Annotated in this window: 15 protein-coding genes and 1 riboswitch; of the genes, 3 read left to right on the forward strand and 12 right to left on the reverse strand. The window is 73.0% G+C overall.

The genetic code is table 11. From position 1 onward, the window contains the following. Positions 1-236 (forward strand): integrase core domain-containing protein (locus J7E93_RS25095; protein ID WP_215072210.1); only part of this gene is annotated, 236 nt, incomplete at its 5' end. A 66-nt stretch (positions 237-302) separates the two neighbouring features. On the opposite strand, the gene J7E93_RS25100 is transcribed toward J7E93_RS25095, so the two are convergent. Next, positions 303-791 (reverse strand): GNAT family N-acetyltransferase, encoded by a 489-nt coding sequence (locus J7E93_RS25100; protein WP_215072211.1) that lies wholly within the window; start codon positions 789-791, stop codon positions 303-305. Continuing rightward, positions 788-1,123 carry an antibiotic biosynthesis monooxygenase gene (locus J7E93_RS25105; protein ID WP_215072212.1) on the reverse strand — a complete coding sequence of 112 codons (336 nt, stop codon included), beginning with the start codon at positions 1,121-1,123 and terminating at the stop codon, positions 788-790. Before J7E93_RS25105 ends, J7E93_RS25100 begins: the two co-directional genes overlap by 4 nt. A gap of 12 nt (positions 1,124-1,135) precedes the next feature. Between J7E93_RS25105 and J7E93_RS25110 the strand changes: the two genes are divergently transcribed. Beyond that, the gene (locus tag J7E93_RS25110; protein ID WP_215072213.1) at positions 1,136-2,374 is read left to right on the forward strand and encodes a serpin family protein; all 1,239 of its coding nucleotides are present in this window, start codon (positions 1,136-1,138) and stop codon (positions 2,372-2,374) included. On the opposite strand, the gene J7E93_RS25115 is transcribed toward J7E93_RS25110, so the two are convergent. The 3 genes from J7E93_RS25115 to J7E93_RS25125 form a co-directional block, all read right to left on the reverse strand. Continuing rightward, positions 2,338-3,006 carry an O-methyltransferase gene (locus J7E93_RS25115; RefSeq protein ID WP_215072214.1) on the reverse strand — a complete coding sequence of 223 codons (669 nt, stop codon included), beginning with the start codon at positions 3,004-3,006 and terminating at the stop codon, positions 2,338-2,340. The two genes, J7E93_RS25110 and J7E93_RS25115, sit on opposite strands and share 37 nt — an antisense overlap. After that, positions 3,003-4,205 (reverse strand): DUF2330 domain-containing protein, encoded by a 1,203-nt coding sequence (locus J7E93_RS25120; protein WP_215072215.1) that lies wholly within the window; start codon positions 4,203-4,205, stop codon positions 3,003-3,005. The genes J7E93_RS25115 and J7E93_RS25120 overlap by 4 nt, the downstream gene beginning before the upstream one ends. Positions 4,206-4,373: 168 nt before the next feature. After that, entirely contained in the window at positions 4,374-5,621 is a 1,248-nt protein-coding gene (locus J7E93_RS25125; protein WP_215072216.1) for a cytochrome P450, read from the reverse strand. A gap of 273 nt (positions 5,622-5,894) precedes the next feature. On the opposite strand from J7E93_RS25125, the gene J7E93_RS25130 reads away from it, so the two are divergent. Then, positions 5,895-7,064: a steroid 3-ketoacyl-CoA thiolase gene (locus tag J7E93_RS25130; RefSeq protein ID WP_215072217.1), complete on the forward strand. Its 1,170-nt coding sequence runs from the start codon at positions 5,895-5,897 to the stop codon at positions 7,062-7,064. Positions 7,065-7,246: 182 nt separating this feature from the next. On the opposite strand, the gene J7E93_RS25135 is transcribed toward J7E93_RS25130, so the two are convergent. The 7 genes from J7E93_RS25135 to J7E93_RS25165 form a co-directional block, all read right to left on the reverse strand. Beyond that, entirely contained in the window at positions 7,247-7,648 is a 402-nt protein-coding gene (locus J7E93_RS25135; protein WP_215072218.1) for a transglycosylase SLT domain-containing protein, read from the reverse strand. Positions 7,649-7,932: 284 nt separating this feature from the next. Continuing rightward, positions 7,933-8,805: an ECF transporter S component gene (locus tag J7E93_RS25140; RefSeq protein WP_215072219.1), complete on the reverse strand. Its 873-nt coding sequence runs from the start codon at positions 8,803-8,805 to the stop codon at positions 7,933-7,935. Further along, entirely contained in the window at positions 8,802-10,658 is a 1,857-nt protein-coding gene (locus J7E93_RS25145) for an ABC transporter ATP-binding protein (protein ID WP_215072220.1), read from the reverse strand. The genes J7E93_RS25140 and J7E93_RS25145 overlap by 4 nt, the downstream gene beginning before the upstream one ends. A 5-nt stretch (positions 10,659-10,663) precedes the next feature. Continuing rightward, positions 10,664-11,752 (reverse strand): energy-coupling factor transporter transmembrane component T, encoded by a 1,089-nt coding sequence (locus tag J7E93_RS25150; RefSeq protein ID WP_215072221.1) that lies wholly within the window; start codon positions 11,750-11,752, stop codon positions 10,664-10,666. A 7-nt stretch (positions 11,753-11,759) separates the two neighbouring features. Then, complete coding sequence (locus J7E93_RS25155) at positions 11,760-12,440, reverse strand: SCO2322 family protein (RefSeq protein ID WP_215072245.1); 681 nt, start codon at positions 12,438-12,440, stop codon at positions 11,760-11,762. 242 nt (positions 12,441-12,682) lie between these two features. Next, positions 12,683-13,945: a prenyltransferase/squalene oxidase repeat-containing protein gene (locus tag J7E93_RS25160; protein WP_215072222.1), complete on the reverse strand. Its 1,263-nt coding sequence runs from the start codon at positions 13,943-13,945 to the stop codon at positions 12,683-12,685. 77 nt (positions 13,946-14,022) lie between these two features. Further along, a riboswitch (cobalamin riboswitch) is annotated at positions 14,023-14,155 on the reverse strand. A gap of 156 nt (positions 14,156-14,311) precedes the next feature. Then, positions 14,312-15,349 (reverse strand): MBL fold metallo-hydrolase, encoded by a 1,038-nt coding sequence (locus J7E93_RS25165; protein WP_215072223.1) that lies wholly within the window; start codon positions 15,347-15,349, stop codon positions 14,312-14,314. Positions 15,350-15,509 lie beyond the last annotated feature (160 nt).

Raw genomic sequence — 15,509 nt, forward strand, 5'->3', positions numbered from 1 at the left:
GGATCACACACAAGCGAACCCGGCCCTACCGCCCCCAGACCAACGGCAAGGTCGAACGCCTCAACCGCACCCTCCTCGACGAATGGGCCTACGCACAGCCCTACCGCTCAGAACAGGAACGACGCGACGCCTACCCCGGCTGGCTGCACACCTACAATCACCACCGCGGACACACCGCACTCGCAGGCAAAACACCCGCCAGCCGCGTCCCCAACCTCACAGGGCAATACACCTAGAGCCCCCCAGAGCCTCTAGCCCCACAGCCTCTAGAGGGCCCGAAGAATCTGGAGCGCCCGGAACATCTACAGCGCCGCGAGCTTCTTGCCGTACCAGATGTCCATGTACGGGCCCTCGCAGTAGGCCGGGATCTCGGCGTACCCGTGGCGGGTGTAGAGCGCACGGGCCTCGACGAGGTCCAGGCGGGTGTTCAGGACCATCCGCTGCGCGCCCAGCTCGCCGGCCGCGTCCTCCAGGGTCCGCAGCAGGGCGCCGGCGCCGCCGAGCCCCCGGAACGCCGGACGCAGGAACACCCGCGTCAGCTCCGCCCGCTCCCCGTCCAGCATCAGGACGCCGCCGCAGCCGGCCGGCCTGCCCTCGAACCGGGCCACCAGGAACTGGCCGGTCGGCGGGGTCAGCAGTTCCACCCCGTCGTTGGTCAGCCCCTCGTCGATCTCGGCCTGCGTCGCGGGCCGCTTCCAGTACCGGCTCGCGACCTCGTCGTAGTAGTCACGGCGCAGGGCGGTGGCGTCGGGGCCGTCGTAGCCCTCGGCATGGAAGGTCCAGGCGCTCACTTCGGGGACGCCTGCTGCACGACCTCGAACGACCACAGGGTGGAGCCGGTCGCAGCGGGCTTCGGCCGGCCGCCGCCTTCGCCCTCGGCGCCTCCCGAGGTGCCCTGGTGGGCGGCCTTCATGGAACCGCTCATCCAGTTCTGGAAGTCCTCCTCGCTGCGCCAGCGGGTGTAGACCAGGTACTGGTCCGTACCCTCCAGGGGGCGCAGCAGTTCGAACCACTCGAAACCGTCGGAGCCTTCCACGGCCCCGGCACGGGACGCGAAGCGCTGCTCGAGAACCTCGCGCTGTTCGGCCGGGACGGTCAGTACGTTGATCTTCACGATGCTCATGGAGGGCAGGATATGGGTGGGACCGAACTGAGCACGCGCGCGGGCGCGATCCGCGCGATCGGTGAACGCTGGGTGACGGCCCTCGCCGCGCAGGCGGAGGGCGCCGACGAGAAGGCCGGCGCGGAAGCCGGTGAGAAGGCCGGCGCGGAGGCGGGCGAGAAGGCCGGCGCGGAGGCGGGCCATCAGGCAGGCGAGAAGGCAGGCGGCGGGCGGGACTTCGTCTGCTCGCCCGCCGGGCTGTGGCTGGCGCTCGGTGCGGTCGCCGCCGGAGCACGGGCGGAGACCGCCGAGGAGCTGCGGGGGCTGCTCGGAGCCGCCGGCGCGGAGGCGGCCGACGCGGTGACGGCCATGGCGCACGAGCTGGCCGGGACGGACGCGCTGGACGTGGCGACGGGTGTGTGGAGCCGGAGTCCGCTGCTGGCGTCCTGGACCGGAGCGCTGCCGGACGTCGGCTCGGGACCGCTGGGCCGGGACGCCCAGGTGTGGCTCGACGCATGGGTACGGGAGGCCACCCGAGGCCGGATCGACCGGCTGCCGCTCGCCCTGGACGGCTCCGAGGCGCTCGTCCTGGTCAACGCCCTCGCGCTGAAGGCCTCGTGGCGCGCGCCGTTCGCACCGGCCCTGACCCGCGACGAGCCCTTCACGGACGCCTCGGGCGACACCGTCCCCGTACCGACGATGCGTCAGCGGCTGCCTGCCCACTGGGCCTGGACCGTGGGCGCGGCCACCGTGGTGGAGCTGCCCTGCGAGGGCGAGCCGGGGGCGCTGGTCCGTTTCGTCCTCGGGCCGAGGGGCGCGGGACCCGCCGAAGTGCTGCCCGCCGCCTGGGCGCCCGCCGCAGGGCGAGAACCCCTCGCCGCCGAGGCCGTCGATCTCGCGCTGCCGCGTTTCTCGCTCCGTACGCGGACCGATGTGCACGCCCTGCTCGGCGTGCTCGGCGTCGACGTGGCCGCCCGGCCGGAGGCGGACTTCACCGGGCTCTCGGCCGAGCGGCCGCTGTGGATCTCCGCCGCCGTGCAGGAGGCCCTCGTCGAGGTCGCCGAAGCGGGCGTGGAGGCCGCCGCGGTCACCGCCGTCGCGATGACCCGCGGCGCCGCCCCACCCCGGCATGAGGTCGTCGAGCGGATCGCCTTCGACCGGCCCTTCGGCGTGGTCGTGCTCGACGGCTCCGGAGAGGTGCCGCTCTTCGCCGGCTGGAAGTCCGGCGCGCCGCCCTACTCCACGACGCGGGCGAGCAGCAGCCCGTCGTAACCCTTCGTCCCCACCGTCTGGAAGGCGGTGGCGTCCAACCGCGGCTCGCGCGAGACCAGTTCGAACATCGCGCGGGTCCCGGTGATCGCCGCGTCGTCCGGGTGCGGGGCGGCGATCCGGCCACCGCGTACGACGTTGTCCACGATGATCACGGTGCCGGGCCGGGAGAGCTTCAGCGCCCATTCCACATAGCGCGGGTTGTTCACCTTGTCGGCGTCGACGAAGACGAGGTCGAACGGGCCCGCGCCCTCTTCCTCCAGCTGCGGCAGGGTGTCCAGGGCCGCGCCCGTACGGACCTCGACGATCTTGTCGAGGCCGGCCCGGGCGATGTTGGCGCGGGCCACGTCGGCGTGGCTCGGGTTGTACTCCAGCGTGATCAGCCGGCCGTCGGCGGGCAGCGCCCTGGCCATCCAGATCGTGCTGTAGCCGCCGAGCGTGCCGATCTCCAGGACCGTCCGCGCGCCCTGCATCGCGACGAGCAGGTTCAGCAGCTTGCCCTGGTTGGGGGCGACCGCGATCTCGGGAAGCCCGGCGGCCGTGGAGTCGGCGAGGGTGGCGGCGAGTGCGTCGTCGGCCGGGGCGAGCAGGTCGGTGATGTAGCGGTCGACGGTGGTCCATTGGTCGTTGGTCATGGGGCCGAACGTACCGCGCCGCGCGGTCCCCGCCGCCGTACCGCCACGAGCGCGCCGACCGTTCCGGCCACCACCGCGAGGACGCCGGACACCGTGAGCAGCCAGACCGGGATGCCGCCGCCGATCGTGAGCAGGCGGTCGGTGTAGATGACCTCCTGGTACGGGGTGTCGGCGACCGTCCTCAGTTCGTGGTCGCCGTCGATCCGCGACGGTTCGGGGAACTCCTGGTCGAGGGCGGTGAGGTAGACCGGCCGTCCGCCGGTGAGCGCCGCGACCGGGCCCGCGGGCTCGGTGATCTCGCCCGCGAACGTGACCTCGGGCTTCGCCCCGCCGATGTCGCCCCGAGGCTCCATGCGGTGGTCGGCGAGGACGTACAGACCGAGGGACTGCGGGGTCGGCGCGAGCCGGGAGAGCCGCATCGGGTAGACGAGCCGGTCGCTCGCGAAGCTGATCCTCAGCGGGTCGAGGTCGCCTCTCAGCACGGCCCGCGCGCCCTCGGTGCCCCTGCCTCCGGCGCCCGTCCCGTCGTTACCTGTCCCGTCGGTGTCCGTCCCGTCGGTGCCCGTGCCCTCGGCACCTTCCGCGCCCGTCGCCTTCTGGTCGGGGGCGAGGCGGACCGCGACGTACTCCCATTTCTGCTCGACGTACGGCTCCAGTTCGCCGGCCAGCCGGTCGGAGAGCTCGAAGCCGTTCTTCTCCAGCCAGCCGCTCAGTGCCCCGGGGTCGGTCGCCGTCAGCCGCGCCACGTCGAAGGGCCCGAGCCGCTCGCGCCCGACGACCCCGACGTCCGCGCCCGCGTCGCCGGGAGGCGCGGCGGCGGCGCCGTCCCCTGCGCCGCCGGCGAAGGGCCAGTCGTCGCCGCGTGGCCAGAAATGGTGCCGGTCCCGGTAGGCGGGCCGGGTCAGCCGGTCGAGTTCGTCGAAGAGTTCGGGGTCGCCGAGCTCGACGTCCGCCCGGGTGGGAACGGGCATGATCCAGGCGGCCCGCTCGGCGTTTCCGCGCACGGTGAAGCGCATGACGATCTGCTCCGTACGGCCGTCCCAGCGCACGGCCGAGGTCTCCCGGTCGACGCCGATCCGCTGCGACCGGTCCGGGATCATGGCCCCGCAGCCGCACGCGTGGGCCGACGCGACGAGTGAGCCCAGCTGGAGCGCGAACAGCGCGACGAGCATGGCCAGAAGTCTCTGCATCCCCCGCATGCGGGGTCAGACGCGAGCGCCGCAGAACCGGTTCCGCGAAGATCCGGTTCTGCGCGTAGGAACACATCGCCCCGGTCGGGCGGTCGGGCGGTCGGACGGGAGGAGCGGGAGAGGGGGAGAGCGGGAGAGGCGGGGGCCGGGCGTAGGGGGCGGCCCCCGCCTTCCCCGTCAGCCGGCCACGCGGACCCGGAGTTCCTTGATCCCGTTCAGCCAGGCCGCGCGCAGTCGGCGCGGCTCGCCGACGAGCGTGAGATCGGGCAGCACGTCCGCGAGTGCGTTGAAGATCAGCTCGATCTCGTTGATGGCGAGGGACTTGCCGAGGCAGAAGTGTGGACCTCCGCCGCCGAAGCCGAGGTGCGGGTTCGGGTCGCGGGTGATGTCGAAGACCTCGGGGTTCCCGAAGACCTCGGGGTCGTTGTTGGCGGAGGAGTAGAAGAGTCCGATCCGGTCGCCCCGGCGGATCTTTTGGCCGCCGACCTCGGTGTCCTGGGTCGCCGTCCGCTGGAAGGAGACCACCGGGGTCGCCCAGCGCACGATCTCCTCGGCGGCGGTCGCCGGCCGTTCCCGCTTGAACAGCTCCCACTCCTCGGGGTGGGTGAGGAAGGCGTGCATACCGTGGCTGATGGCGTTGCGCGTGGTCTCGTTTCCGGCCACCGCGAGCAGCAGCACGAAGAAGCCGAACTCGTCCGAGGAGAGGTTGCCCTGGCCCTCGGCGGCGACGAGCTGGGTCACGATGTCCTTGGCCGGGCACTCCTTGCGGGCGGCGGCCAGGTTCATCGAGTACCCGATGAGCTCCATGGCGGACTCGGCGCCGATCTCCTCGGTGATGGCGTACTCGGGATCGTCGTACGCCACCATCTTGTTCGACCAGTCGAAGATCCGGGAGCGGTCCTCCTGCGGTACGCCGATGAGTTCGGCGATCGCCTGGAGCGGCAGCTCGACGGCGACCTGGGTGACGAAGTCGAAGGAGCCGTCCGCGCCGGCGTTCCGCTTCGCCTCCTCGACGATCTTCCGCGCCCTCTCGCGCAGGGCGGTCGTCAGGGTCCGTATCGCGCGGGGCGTGAAGCCGCGCTGGACGATCTGACGGACCCGGGTGTGCTCGGGAGGGTCCATGTTGAGCATGATCAGCTTCTGGACCTCGATCTGGTCCCGGGTGATGTGCTCGTTGAAGCGGATGACGGCCGTGTTCTCGCTGGAGGAGAACAACTCGGGATGCGTGGAGACGTACTTGACGTCCGCGTGCCGGGTGACGGCCCAGTAGCCCTCGTCGTCGAAGCCCGTGACGCCGCGCGGCTGGGGGCACCACCAGACGGGCGCGGTCTGCCGCAGCTGCGCGAACTCCGGGAAGGGGATGCGGCTCTGGAGCAGATCGGGGTCGGTGGCGTCGAACCCTTCGGGGAGGTGAGGGCAGGGCATCGGCAACACACTCCATGTCTGAGACGCGCTGTCTGACCGCGCTGTCTGACGGACCATCAGAAGGTGCGAGGTGCCCGAAAGGTAGTAACGAGTTCTACAAGTCGCAAGGCCCATGGCGGGAACTGTTGCCGGGGGTCGGCGCACGCGGGTCGATGCACAACCCTTGCGTACCGGCGGTAGCAGTCATAAGACTGCATGCAGAACTAGAACGCGTACTAGTTCCCCGTGGCGGGGTGCCGGGACATCCCGCCCGGGCGAGGAGAGGACGAGCTCATGGCCGCGGAACCCGTCATCGTCGAAGCAGTACGCACCCCCATCGGCAAGCGCGGAGGCGCGCTCGCCAACCTCCACCCCGCCTACCTCCTGGGCGAGACCTACCGCGAACTCCTCGGCCGCACCGGCATCCCCGCCGACTGCGTCGAGCAGATCGTCGGCGGTACCGTCACCCACGCCGGCGAACAGTCCATGAACCCGGCGCGCAACGCCTGGCTCACCATGGGACTGCCCTACGAGACCGCCGCCACCACCGTCGACTGCCAGTGCGGCTCCTCGCAGCAGGCGAGCCACATGGTCGCCAACATGATCTCCGCCGGGGTCGTCGACATCGGCATCAGCTGCGGCGTCGAGGCGATGTCCCGCGTCCCGCTCGGCTCCGGCTCCAAGCACGGCCCCGGAAAGCCCTGGCCGGACGAGTGGAACGTCGACCTGCCCAACCAGTTCGAGGCCGCCGAACGCATCGCCCGGCGCCGCGGGCTCACCCGCGAACGGGTCGACTCCCTCGGCCTGCTCTCCCAGGAACGGGCCGCCAACGCCTGGTCCGAGGAGCGCTTCAAGCGCGAGACCTTCGCCGTCCAGGTCCCCACCACCGAGGAGGAGCAGGCCGCCGGACAGGGCATGTGGCGGCTCGTCGACCACGACGAGGGGCTGCGCGACACCAGCATGGAGGCGCTCGCCCGGCTCAAGCCCGTGATGCCGACCGCCGTCCACACCGCGGGGAACTCCTCCCAGATCTCCGACGGCGCCTGCGCGCTCATGTGGGCGTCCAAACGCATGGCCCGCGCCCTCAAACTGCGCCCCCGCGCCCGGATCGTCGCCCAGGCCCTGGTCGGCTCAGATCCTCACTTCCACCTCGACGGGCCGATCGACGCCACCCGGGCGGTGCTCGGCAAGGCCGGGATGTCGCTGAAGGACATCGACCTCGTCGAGATCAACGAGGCCTTCGCCTCGGTCGTCCTGAGCTGGGCACAGGTCTTCGAGCAGGACCTTGAGAAGGTCAACGTGAACGGGGGAGCGATCGCGCTCGGCCACCCCGTCGGCGCCACCGGCGCCCGGCTCATCACCACCGCCCTGCACGAACTGGAACGCGCCGACAAGGAGTTCGCGCTGATCACGATGTGCGCGGGTGGGGCGCTGGCCACCGGCACCATCATCCAGCGGCTGTAGGCGAAGGCCAGGGCCTCGCACGCCCCGATGCCGCCGATGCCGCTGGTGCCGTCGGTGCCGCCGTGGCGCTCCGGGGGCGGAGCCGGAACGTGGCAGGCCCCGCCCCTCCGGAAGGAGGGCGGGGCCTTGCGTGGCTGTGCGTGGCTGTGCGCGGCTGCCGGTCGGGGATCCTCCCGGACCTCTTAGTACCAGCCGTTGGCCTGCCAGAACGCCCAGGCGGCGTTCGGGCTGCCGTAGCGCTCGTTCATGTAGTTCAGGCCCCACTTGATCTGGGTGGCCGGGTTCGTCTTCCAGTCGGAGCCGGCCGAGGACATCTTCGAGGCCGGGAGCGCCTGGACGAGGCCGTAGGCGCCGCTGGACGAGTTGGTGGCGGTGTGGTTCCAGCCGGACTCGTGGGAGACGATCTTGCTGAAGGACTGGTACTGCGAAGCCGGAACGATCTGCTTGGCGATCTCCTGCGGAGTCGCGGCCGAAGCCGTGGACGTCGTGCCGAGCACCGCACCCGAGGCGCCCAGCAGCACGGCTGCGGAGGCGGCGAAGGTCTTCTTGCGGGACGAGACACGAGTGGAGAGCGAGCGGAACACGAAGCGACCTAACGTCGGGGACAAGGGGCGCACCAGACGTTTTCGGCAAGCCGGAACCAGAGCCCGGGGGGTCCCGGATCGGTGGGGAATCGGCCTGCCCGAGGCGCTGCGCTGAGCGGCGGCTGCCTGGCGACGTCCACCAGACAAGCAGGGCAGGAAGCCCGATGCAACGACCGCCTGTACTAGCGTCTTTCGCACCCGGCGTGGAAGTCCCGTGGTCCCTTACGCGAGTTTCCGCAGGTCACGCCCCGTTATGGGATGATTTGACCCGTCCTGTTCCACTCCTATTCCGGGTCGTACGTGACGTAGGTCCTGTGGGGCGCCTCACCGTGAGGGGACCCTCCAGGGGCCTCGAATGTGACCTGGGCCTCGAAGTCGGCCCGCCTCGTGGCCCGTCGAAGCGCCTTCAGAAGGGTGCCGCCGACGGCCAGGGTGAGGACGACGGTGAGGGCGGCGCGGCCGAGGTCCCAGCCGAGGGAGGTCGCCAGCACGTACGCGACGAACCGCGCCACATTCTCCTGCACCGGGGCGCCCGCCTCGAAGGAGACGCCCGAGGCCGGACCGGGCACGATCGTCCACCCGTACAGGTTCATGATCGTTCCGTACGCGAACGCCGCCACGAAGCCGTACACCGACAGCATCAGCAGCTCGCCGCGGCCCCGCAGACGCTCAGGCCCGGGCAGCAGCCCCGCGCCCATGGTGAACCAGCCCATCGACAGCATCTGGAACGGCATCCAGGGCCCCACACCGCCGGTGAGCAGGGCCGACGCGAACATCGTCACCGCGCCGAGGACGAAGCCGAAGCCCGGCCCGAGCACCCGGCCGCTCAGCACCATCAGGAAGAACATCGGCTCCAGACCGGCCGTCCCCGCCCCGAGCGGCCGCAGCGCCGCCCCCACCGCGGCCAGGACCCCCAGCATCGCCACCGCCTTCGCGTCCATCCCGCTGTCGGAGATCGTCGCGACCACCACGGCGACGAGCAGGGGCAGCAGGGCGGCGAAGAGCCAGGGGGCGTCGGTGGAGTGCGAGGTGACGGCCGCCGAGGAGTCCGCGAGCAGCGGCCAGCCGAAGGCCATGACCCCGATCAGGGAGATCAGGACGAGCGCGGTGACCGAACGGGGCCCGAGCCGGAGGGGGCGGCGCGCCGAGGTGCTCACAGAGCCTCCCTGACCTGCTCGACCGTGAGCCAGGGCTGCGGGGCGAGGATCTTGGCGACCTGCGGGGAGAAGGCCGGGGAGGAGACGACGACCTCGGCCGTCGGGCCGTCCGCGACGATCTCGCCGCCCGCCAGGATCACCACCCGGTGTGCCAGTTCGGCGGCCAGCTCCACGTCGTGGGTGGCGAGCACGATGGCGTGCCCGTCGGCGGCGAGGCCGCGCAGATGCGCCACGAGACGCGCCTTGGCGGCGTAGTCCAGACCGCGGGTCGGCTCGTCGAGCAGCAGCAGCGGAGGGCGCCCGGTGAGGACGACGGCCAGGGCCAGCGCGAGGCGCTGCCCCTCCGACAGGTCGCGCGGGTGGGTGTCGTCCGCCACACCCGGCAGCAGCTCGGAGACGAGTGCCCGGCACGTACCGGGCGCGGCGCCCGCGTCCGCGTCGGCGGCGGCGCACTCGGCGGCGACCGTGTCCGCGTACAGCAGATCGCGCGGTTCCTGCGGTACGAGACCGACCTGCCGGATCAGCTCGCGCGGATCGGTCCTGTGCGGCACCCGCCCGCCCACCAGCACGCTCCCGGAGGTCGGCTCGACCATGCCGACGAGGCTGCCGAGGAGGGTGGACTTCCCGGCGCCGTTGCGGCCCATGAGGGCGACGGTCTCACCGGGGGTGACGGTGAGATGGACGCTCCGCAGCGCCTCGACGCGGCCCCGGCGGACGCCGAGCGCGTCGACGGCGACGAGGGTGTCGGTCGGCACGGCGCCGGTGACCGGGCGCCGCCGCCGGAACAAGGAGATCGCCCCACCCCGGTACCGGGAGAGGGGGGTCCCTGCGCCCCGGCCCCTCCTCGGACCGGGGGTTCCGGCCCTGGACGCCGAGGGAGCCCCGGACGCCGAGCGAGCCTCGGACGCCGAGGGGGCCCCGGTCGGCGCGGCGCCCGCGTCGCTCGGAGCGGTTGCTTTGACGGACAGGGCCGGGGCGGCCAGCGGGGGTGAGTCGACCGGCGGGGGTGAGTCGACCGGTGGCGGGGCCGCGTTCCCGGGTGTCCGGCCCGCCAGGCGCTCCCGCAGGTCCCCCGCCCCGCGCCGCGCGTCGCGGACCGTCAGCGGCAGCGGGCTCCAGCCGGCCAGACGGCCCAGGGCGACCACCGGGGGATGGACGGGGGAGACGGCCATGATGTCGGCGGGCGGCCCCATGACCCCCTCCGGCAGCAGCAGGACCTGGTCCGCGTACTGCACCACCCGCTCCAGCCGGTGCTCGGCCATCAGGACCGTCGTACCGAGGTCGTGGACCAGGCGCTGCAGCACCGCCAGGACGTCCTCCGCCGCCGCCGGGTCCAGCGCCGACGTCGGTTCGTCCAGGACCAGGACCCTCGGGTGCGGGGTCAGGACCGAACCGATCGCCACCCGCTGCTGCTGACCGCCGGAGAGCGTGGCGATCGGCCGGTCACGGAGCTCCGCGAGACCCAGCAGGTCCAGGGTCTCCTCCACCCGGCGCCGCATCACGGCCGGCGCCAGGCCCAGCGACTCCATCCCGTACGCCAGCTCGTCCTCGACCGTGTCCGTGACGAAGTGCGCCAGTGGATCCTGGCCCACCGTGCCGACCACGTCCGCCAGTTCGCGGGGCCGGTGCGTCCGCGTGTCCCGGCCGGCGACCGTCACCCGGCCCTTCAGCGTGCCGCCCGTGAAGTGCGGGACGAGCCCCGACACCGCGCCGAGCAGCGTCGACTTGCCGACCCCCGACGGGCCGACGAGGAGGACGAGTTCGCCCTCGGGGACGGTCAGGTCCACGTCCCGCAGCGTGGGCACGCCTCCCGCGTCCCCGTACGTCACCGAGACGTTCTCGAAGCGGATCACGAGACTCAGGACTCCTTGGGGACAGGGGCGACGAACGCGGGCACGAGGCCCACCAGTACGGAGAGGGCGGGCCACAGCGGCAGGTCCGGCGCCACCAGAGGTACGACCCCGGGGTGCAGCGCCTCGTACGCGGAGGTGTTCGCCGCCACCATCAACGCCGCCACCGCGACGCCGGAAGCGGCGACCAGCCACGCCCGCACGCCCCAACGGTCGGGCCGGTACCGGCTGCGTACCGCCCGGCGCCCGCCGAGACGCAGCCCGGCCATGGCCGCGAGAAGGCCGCCGACGACGAGCGGCAGCCCGTAGCGCGCGCCCTGCGCCGCCAGCAGACCGTACGATCCCGCGCAGACCCCGAGCAGCCCGCCCAGGGTCAGCGCGTTCGTCGCGCGCCGCACGGCCGCCGGAACCTGCGCCGTACGCCCGTAGCCGCGCGCGTCCATCGAGGCCGCCACCGCGATCGACCGCTCCAGCGCGCCCTCCAGGACCGGCAGGCCGATCTGGAGCACCGCCCGCACCCCGCCCGTCGGCCGCCCTCGCAGCCGCCGGGCGGTACGCAGCCGCACCACGTCCGCCACCATGTTCGGCGCGAAGGTCATCGCCACGACGACGGCGACCCCGACCTCGTACAGCGCGCCCGGCAGGGACTTGAGCAGCCGCGCCGGATTGGCGAGCGCGTTCGCCGCGCCCACGCAGATCAGCAGGGTCGCCAGCTTGGCACCGTCGTACACCGCGAAGACGATCTGCTCGGCGGTGACCCGGCCTCCGATCCGTACTCCTTGGGCCCACTCGGGCAGCGGTACCTCGGGCAGCGTGAACACCTCGTAGGTGCCCGGGATCGACGAGCCGAGGACCAGCGAGAAGACCACCCGCAGGGCGACCACGAACAGGCCCAGCTTCACGAACGCCCCGTACGAACGCGCCCATGGAGCGTCCGTACGGCGCGCCGCGACGACATATCCGGCGACCCCCACGATCAGGCCGAGGAGCAGCGGATGGGTGGTACGGGAGGCGGCCACGGCCAGGCCGAGCGCCCAGAGCCACCAGGCGCCGGCGTGCAGGGCGTTGGAGCGGTTCGCCTCGGGGGCGCGGATCATGCGCGGCTCATCCGCGGCGGCGGGCTTTCCAGACGGCGGCGCCACCGAGCAGGAGTACGGCGACCCCGCCCGCGAGGACACCGACGGAGGGCCCGCCGCGGCCACTGACGGTCGAGGCCGTCGGCCCGGTGGCGGTCTTCGGCCCGGTCGCGGACGGCGCGGACGGCCCGGTCCCCGACGGCCCGGTCCCGGACGCTGGGCCGGAAGGCAGCGTCTCCGTCCCGCTCACCTGCTCGCCGCAGCCCTTCGCCGGGTAGCCGGCGATGCCGCACAGCAGCGCCGCGCCGTCGTAGCGCAGCGGCTCGGCCACCGCCGCGAGCGCCTCCGCGCCCGTCGCGTCCTCCCGCAGCTGCGGGCAGCCGACCTTGAGGAGCTTGTCCGGCGGAGTCTCGCCCGGCGGGGCGTCCAGCGGACCACCGAAGTCGATGACGACCGCGACCCGCTTGGTGCCGGCCCTCTTCTCCGTACCGGCGCAGATCGCCGCGAAGTCGGGGGCGGCCGCGGGCTGGGAGGCGTCGCTCGCGTCCCTGCTGACGGCGAAGCGGAAGCCGATGGCGTCACCGTCGGCGGGCCGGGCGGTCGCCGGGCCCTGCGTGGCGTACGCCCACTTCCCGCCGCCGTCGCTCTCCCAGAACGACCAGTAGCGGTAGCCGTCCGCCTGCGCGGGGACGGCGGCGGCCAGGGTCAGGACGACGGCCGCCGCGACGGACGCGGAGAGGGCCGCCGCGAGGGACCGAGGACCGGACGCGGTGACGGGCCGACGTCCGGACGCGGTGACGGGCCCGGGGCCGGACCCCGTGCCGGATGCCGGGACGGACCCCGTGCCGGACGCCGGGACGGGCCGACGTCCGGACGCGGTGACGGACCGAGGACCGGACACCGCCCCGGACCCCGTGCCGGACGCCGGGGCCCGCAAGGGCCGGGCGGGCCTCACTTCTTGCGGCCGCTCATCAGGAATCCGATGCCGACGCCGACCACCATGCCGATGCCGATGATCCACCAGAGGTCGAAGGAGCCGGAGCCCTCGCCCTCGGCCTTGTCGCCCGCCGACGCCGAAGGGGCCGGCGTGGACTGCGGCGCGGGGCCGGTGGCGCTCAGCGCCTTGACGAGGTCGGCCGAACCGAAGGCGCGCGGGTCGACGCCCATCGCGTTCGCGGCGAGGATCAACTGGGCGTACGCGGCGGGACCGTTCTCCTCGGCCCAGGCGGCGGAGTTCTTCTCCAGCCAGGTCAGCGCGCCGGTCGCCTCCTTGGTGGCACCGGTCGCGGCGAGCGCCACGACCGCGTCGGCGGTGTTGCCGAAGTCGGGCCGCTCGACCGGGTCGGCGGCGCCGGGCATCGGCGGGGTGTTCAGGTGCCCGCTCTTGGCGAGCGCGCCGACCAGGTGGGAGGCGCCGTTGAGCGCGGCCCGCTCGACCGTCGGCTTGGGCAGGTCCGTGCAGGTGGGGGACTGCTGGGGCTTCACCCCGCGGGCGGTGATGCCCTTGCCGAGACCGGCGAGCGTGGCGGCCGCGGTCGCGTCGGCGTTCGCGAGCAGCTTGCCGGCCTTGTCGGGCTGGTAGGCGAACGCGCCCGCCCCGTCCTTGGCGGAGCAGGGCACGGCGAAGCCGAGCAGTGCGTCGTACGGGGTCCTGCCCTCGGCGGACTTCACCTCACCCGGCTTCTGCCCCAGTGCGGCGAGCGTGCTGATCACGAGGGAGGTCGAGTTGGCGTCGCTGGGGCTGCCGGGATTGTAGCCCCAGCCGCCGTCCTTGTTCTGAACGCCCTTCAGCCAGCCCGCACCGGCCTTGACGGCATGGGACACGGCCTCGGGGTCGGCGCTCTCCGGCTTGACCGCGGCGAGGGCGTGCACGGCGACGGCGGTGGCGTTCGTGTCCAGCATGGTGGCCGGGTCGCAGGGCTTGGCGGGGTCAGGCCGGTACGAGGTGAAGGCGCCGCTCTCGCACTGCTGCCGCTGCAGCCAGGTCACGGCCTGCTCGGCGGGCTGCACACCGCTCACCCGCTGGGCGATGAAGGCGAGCGACTGGCGCCAGACGCCGTCGTACGTCGGGTCCTTGGTGCCGTACAGCCCGGAGGGGATCACGGGCGCCGGGGTGGCCGAAGGGGAGGGCGCGGCGGAGGCGGTCGGGGCCAGTGCCGCGCAGAGCACTGCGGCGGCTGCGAACGCGGCGGCGCCGCGGCGGACGGTGGTCATGCGTGCTGGTGGCCTCTCCTGCGGCCGGGCACCGGCACGCTCAAGGCACCAGGCTCGGCTCCGTATTCCTCGACGGCGCCGGCGGTCACGTCCCGGGCGGGGCATTCCGACTCGCCACCCGAAGGTGGCTCACGGTTGCGGGTCAGTGCCGGATTTCCACCGGCTTCCCCCCGTACGGGTGTGATGACGACTCGCACACTCTACCGGCCCGTAGGCGGGCCGCCCCGGGGATGGGAGCGGCGTCACACCCGCCCGGCACGCCGCTGCGCCGGCCCTCGGACCGCTTCCTCACTCCGCCCGCTCCCTGCCCGCTCCCCGCCCTCGCTCCGCCCGCTTGTCGCGCGCGCCTCCCGCACCCCGCCCGCCTCACACCGCCACGTACGTCACCGGATCCGTGCCCGCCATCGCCTCCGCGCGTCCCTGTTTCACCAGTCGGCGCACATGGGCCTCGGCCTCGCTCACAGCGATGTTCCGTGAGCCGTACGGGATCTGCTCCCAGGGTCTGTTCCACTCCATCCGCTCGGCGAGCTGCCAGGGGGTGAGCGGGTTCGCGAGGAGGGCGAGGAGGCCGGCCAGCCGTTCCTCGTGGTGGTCGAGCAGTTCCCGTACCCGGCCGGCCCCGTCCGTGAAGGGGTGCTGGTGGGCCGGGAGCACCTCCGCGACGCCGAGCCGGCCGACCCGCTCCAGCGAGTCCAGATAGTCACCGAGGGGGTCGGTGACGGTGGCGTCGTCGGGGTCCTCGTAGAGGCCGATGTGCGGGGAGATCCCGGGCAGCAGATGGTCGCCCGAGAAGAGGCGCCCGTGGCCGGGCAGTCGGGCGGGATGCTCCTCCTCCAGGTGGAGGCAGACATGGCCCGGCGTGTGGCCGGGCGTCCAGATCGCGCGCAGCCGGCGCCCCGCGAGGTCGAGGAGCTCCCCGGGGACGATCTCGCGGTCGGGGAGGGCCGAGCGCAGCCCCGGAAGCGTGCGCATCCGGCCCGAGGAGCGGGCGGCGCGGAGCGGTGCGGTGTGCTCCTCGGGGGCGCCGACGGCGGCCAGTTTGCGGGCGAGGTAGTCGAGCCAGGCGCCGGGTTCGGACGCCCGGGTGCGGCGGACGACGGCGGTGTCGGCGGCGTGCATCGCGATCCAGGCCCCGGACTCCTCCCGTACGCGGCCGGACAGGCCGTGGTGGTCGGGGTGGTGGTGGGTGATCACGACGCCGTGCACGTCGCCGACGGGGATGCCGAGCGCGCCGAGCCCTCCGGCCAGCTCGTTCCAGGACGCCGGGTCGTCCCAGCCGGTGTCGATCAGCACGGGGCCGCGGTCGGTGTCGAGGACGTGGACGAGGGTGTGCCCGAGCGGGTTGTCCGGAATGGGCACCCGAAGGGACCAGACGCCTCCGCCGTGGTCGGTCACCTGGCTCATGGGGCCTCATCTCTTCGCGACGGCGCGGCGCTCGCTCGACCATTGCCCACTATAACTAGAACTGACGAGGCGTCAGAGTGGCCAGCGTGAATCACCTACGGGCCGTCGCTGATCAGCAGTTGGGCCGTCGTGGTTGGTCGTTGTCGGCCGTCACCGGGCC

The organism is Streptomyces sp. ISL-36 (genome assembly GCF_018614205.1).
GTDB lineage: Bacteria > Actinomycetota > Actinomycetes > Streptomycetales > Streptomycetaceae > Streptomyces.